The sequence below is a fragment of the Nitratireductor sp. ZSWI3 genome (assembly GCF_024655565.1).
Taxonomy (GTDB): Bacteria; Pseudomonadota; Alphaproteobacteria; order Rhizobiales; family Rhizobiaceae; genus Nitratireductor.
The window spans coordinates 1-3,741 of record NZ_JANKOF010000179.1 but is presented as its reverse complement, the minus strand read 5'-3'; the positions used below and the strand labels follow the sequence as shown (position 1 = coordinate 3,741).

The following is a 3,741-nucleotide window of genomic DNA, read 5'->3' as shown; positions in this document are numbered from 1 at the left end:
CGCGGCGGCGCTCGGGCGGGTGGTGCGGCTCGACCTGACGGCGGCGGCGTTCGAGGGAGGAAGCGCGGCGCTGCGGCCGGAATGGCAGGCGCGGCTCGGCCAGGTGCTGGCGCTGCTCGACAAGGAGCCGTCGGTGCTGCGGCTCGCCTATGCGGAGGCCGGCGGCAGCACGAAGCTCGCCCGCCAGCGGCTGAAGGCGGTGCGCAGGCACATCGCCGATGAATGGCGCAGCCTCGGTGGCCGCTATCGGCTCGAGATCGAGACCCGCATCCACACCGAACGCCCCCCACGTGCGGCAAGAAATCGAATGCCTGTCTACAAGTGAATGGCGGGCTCGAAGGGGCGGCCGGCGGTCTTCCACGTTCCGGCATGGATCCTCGGGTCGGGGCCCGAGGATGACGAATTGCAGAAAAGTTTGTGTCGGTCGCCAAGGCCGACGGCCGGCATTACGCGAATCCATCCTCGTCATCCTCGGGCCCCGACCCGAGGATCCATGCCGGACCGCCGCAACCCCTCTCCATCTTGTCGAAGGAGCGCCCGCCGAAGAGTGTGCAGGCAGGGACGACGCCCTCTCGCCAACCGTAACGATACGGCCCGGCAACTGATGCCGCGCGCTCATCCGTCCTAAGGGTTCCACCGATCTGCCTCCGCCTGACGGCGGCTCAACCATAAATCGACGGCAATAGGGATTCTGTGCACATGCCGAGGCTGACCAATATTTTTTCTGTGTTCCTTGCAAGAAACAAGAGAGACGCTGCGGGACGAGGCCGCCGTAAGCGGGGCGGGGCCTTGTCTCTCGCAGCTGCGCTGGTCGCCTTCGGCGGCGCAGGTGCCGCGCAGGCACAGGTCCAGAGAAGCTTTCTAAATCTCGGGTTTGAACAGCCGCCTTTTTCCTGCACTTCGGCCTTCGTACCAAGCTCCAGTGTCCCCGGCTGGGAGACGACACATCCTTCGACCGCAGGAAGCTGTGGCTTCGGGTCGGGTCCGATATTCGAGATGTGGAGGAGCGGGTTTTTCGGCGTTCCAGCCCGAGCCGGCTCACAATTCATAGAGTTGAATGCATATCAGGCCTCTCGTGCCTACCAAAGCGTCTGCGTGGCGGCAGGCGAACAGATCGGGTGGCGCTTCAGTCACCGCGGTCGCGACGGCACGGATGTCATGGAATTCAAGATGGGCGTTACCGGAAACCGGGTGGTGCGGGTGAGCACGTCTCCGGCGGGTGCGGGTGGAGTGACGAGCTGTTTCGAGGAAGGCAGCGTTGCCGACAACACATGTACGTCTTCGCAAAGTGGAACATGGCGCGATTATTCCGGGTCCTTCACATGGACTGGCGCAACCAGCACCCAGCAATTCGGCTTCGAAGCGATCGGCGGGGCTGCGGCAGGAAATTTCCTTGACGAGATTCAGCTCGATATCCTTCCCTTCGTCGAGCTTCGTCCGGCTACCAGTTTCGGGCCCGAGAGTGAGCCTTCCTCACAGCTTCCGCAGATCGCGGTGAGCGGCGACATCACGTCGCCACTGATGGTGACGGTGAATGTTGTGGGCGGGACGGCGACGCTTGGCAGCGACTTTTCGACGCCGGGGGGCGGGGCGAGTTTTACGGTGACGATCCCCGTCGGCACCTATGCGGGCAGCCTCTTTCCGCTGGGCGTTTCGGTGATCAAGGACACGGACGGCAGCGAGGGCGACGAGACGATCGAATTCGAGGTGCAGCCGGATTCCGCCTACATCCTGAACAGCACGCAGACCTGCGGCGACGCGGCGATCGCGCGAAGCACCTATACGATCCAGGAAGAGAAGATCGAGCTGACCAAGGCTGCGACGCTGAACGACCCGAACAGCAATGGCGTGCCTGACGCGGGCGAGACGATCACCTACGCCTTCACGGTGACCAACACGGGGTCGGTGGACCTGACAAACGTGAATCTGGCCGATTCGACACCGGGCGTGACGGTGTCTGGCGGTCCGATCAGCCTCGCCGCGGGCGCTTCCGATGCGACGACCTTCACGGCCAGCCACACGCTGACGCAGGCGGATGTGGACGCGGGGACGTTCGTCAACCAGGCGGAGGTGTCGGGCACGGTGGCGGCGACGGGCTTCAACATCACCGACCTTTCGGACGATCCGAGCGATGCGACCGATACGGATGCCGATGGCGACGGCGAGCCGGATGATCCGACGGTGGTTCTGCTCACGGCGGCCGGCGCGAACACGCTGGAGAAGGCGTCTTCGCTGAACGATACGAACGGCAATGGCCGCCCGGATGCGGGCGAGACGATCAGCTATGTGTTCACGGTGGAGAACACGGGCAATGTGAGCCTGACGAACATCGTGGTGAGCGACGACAGGGCGACGGTTTCGGGCAGCCCGATCGCGGGGCCGCTGGCACCGGGCGCGAGCGACACGAGCGTGACGGGCAGCTATACGGTGACGCAGGCCGACATCGATGCGGGCACGGTGGACAACCACGCAACCTCGACGGCGAAGGATCCGACCGGCGACGACGTGACGGCGCAGTCGAGCCCGCCGGGCGGCAATCCGGGCGACCCGACCTCGACAACGCTCACCCAGGAGGGAGACTACGACTTCGTCAAGGAGGCGACGCACAACGATGCCAACGGCAACGGCCGCGTCGATGTGGGCGAGACGATCGACTACGCCTTCACCGTGGAGAACACCGGCAATGTGAGCCTGACGGACATCGTCGTGACAGACACAAAGGCGACAATCTCCGGGAGCCCGATCCCCGGGCCGCTGGCGCCGGGAGCGGTGGACACGACCTCGGTGACGGGCACTTATACGGTGACGCAGGCCGATATCGATAATGGCAATGTCGACAATGTGGCCTCGGCAACGGCCAAGGATCCCGGGGGCGACGACATCGACAAGCAGTCGCGTCCGCCGAACGGCGACCCTGGCGATCCGACCAATTTCCCGATCACGGGCGACCCGGCGGTGAGCGTGGAGAAGACCGGTTCGTTCGATCTTGCGGACGATGCCAACGGTAACGGGCTTCCGGATGCCGGGGAGGTGGTGCGCTACACCTTCACGGCGACGAACACCGGCAATGTGACGCTGACCAATCTGAACGTGACGGACCCGGATGCGACGGTGTCGGGCGGGCCGATCGCCAGCCTTGCCTCCGGCTTCAGCGATGCCGCGACGTTCACGGCGACGCATGTGCTGACGCAGGCCGACATCGACGCGGGCGAGGTGACGAACCAGGCGACGGTGTCGGCGACGGGGCCCGGTGGCGTTGCGGTGAGCGACCTTTCCGATGATCCGAGTGATCCGACAAATGCGGATGCAGATGGCGACGGGGAGCCGGACGATCCGACGGTGGTGCCGCTGACGCAGGCCGGTGCGCACACGCTGGTCAAGGAAGGCGTTCTGAACGACGCCAACGGCAATGGCCGTCCGGATGCGGGCGAGACGATCGCCTACACCTTCACGGTGACGAACACCGGCAATGTGAGCCTGACGAACATCGTCGTGAACGACGACAAGGCGACGATCTCGGGGAGCCCTGTTTCCGGGCCGCTGGCGCCTGGCGCGGTGGATTCGACGAGCGTGACGGGCGTCTACACGGTGACGCAGGCCGACATCGACACCGGTTCGATTGAGAACAGCGCGACGTCGACGGCGAAGGATCCGAACGGCGACGACGTGACGGCGGATTCGAGCCCGCCGGGCGGCAATCCGGGCGATCCGACCTCGACGCCGCTCACCCAGGAGGGGGAC

General features: G+C 65.1%; 1 protein-coding gene and 1 pseudogene. Both read left to right on the top strand.

Features of this window, described 5'->3' with window-relative positions; genetic code table 11:
• A pseudogene (locus NUU27_RS25140) lies at window positions 1-325 on the top strand (hypothetical protein); the annotation flags it as partial.
• A gap of 833 nt (window positions 326-1,158) precedes the next feature.
• Window positions 1,159-3,741: beta strand repeat-containing protein (locus tag NUU27_RS25135; RefSeq protein WP_374568154.1), on the top strand; the 2,583-nt coding region annotated here is incomplete at its 3' end.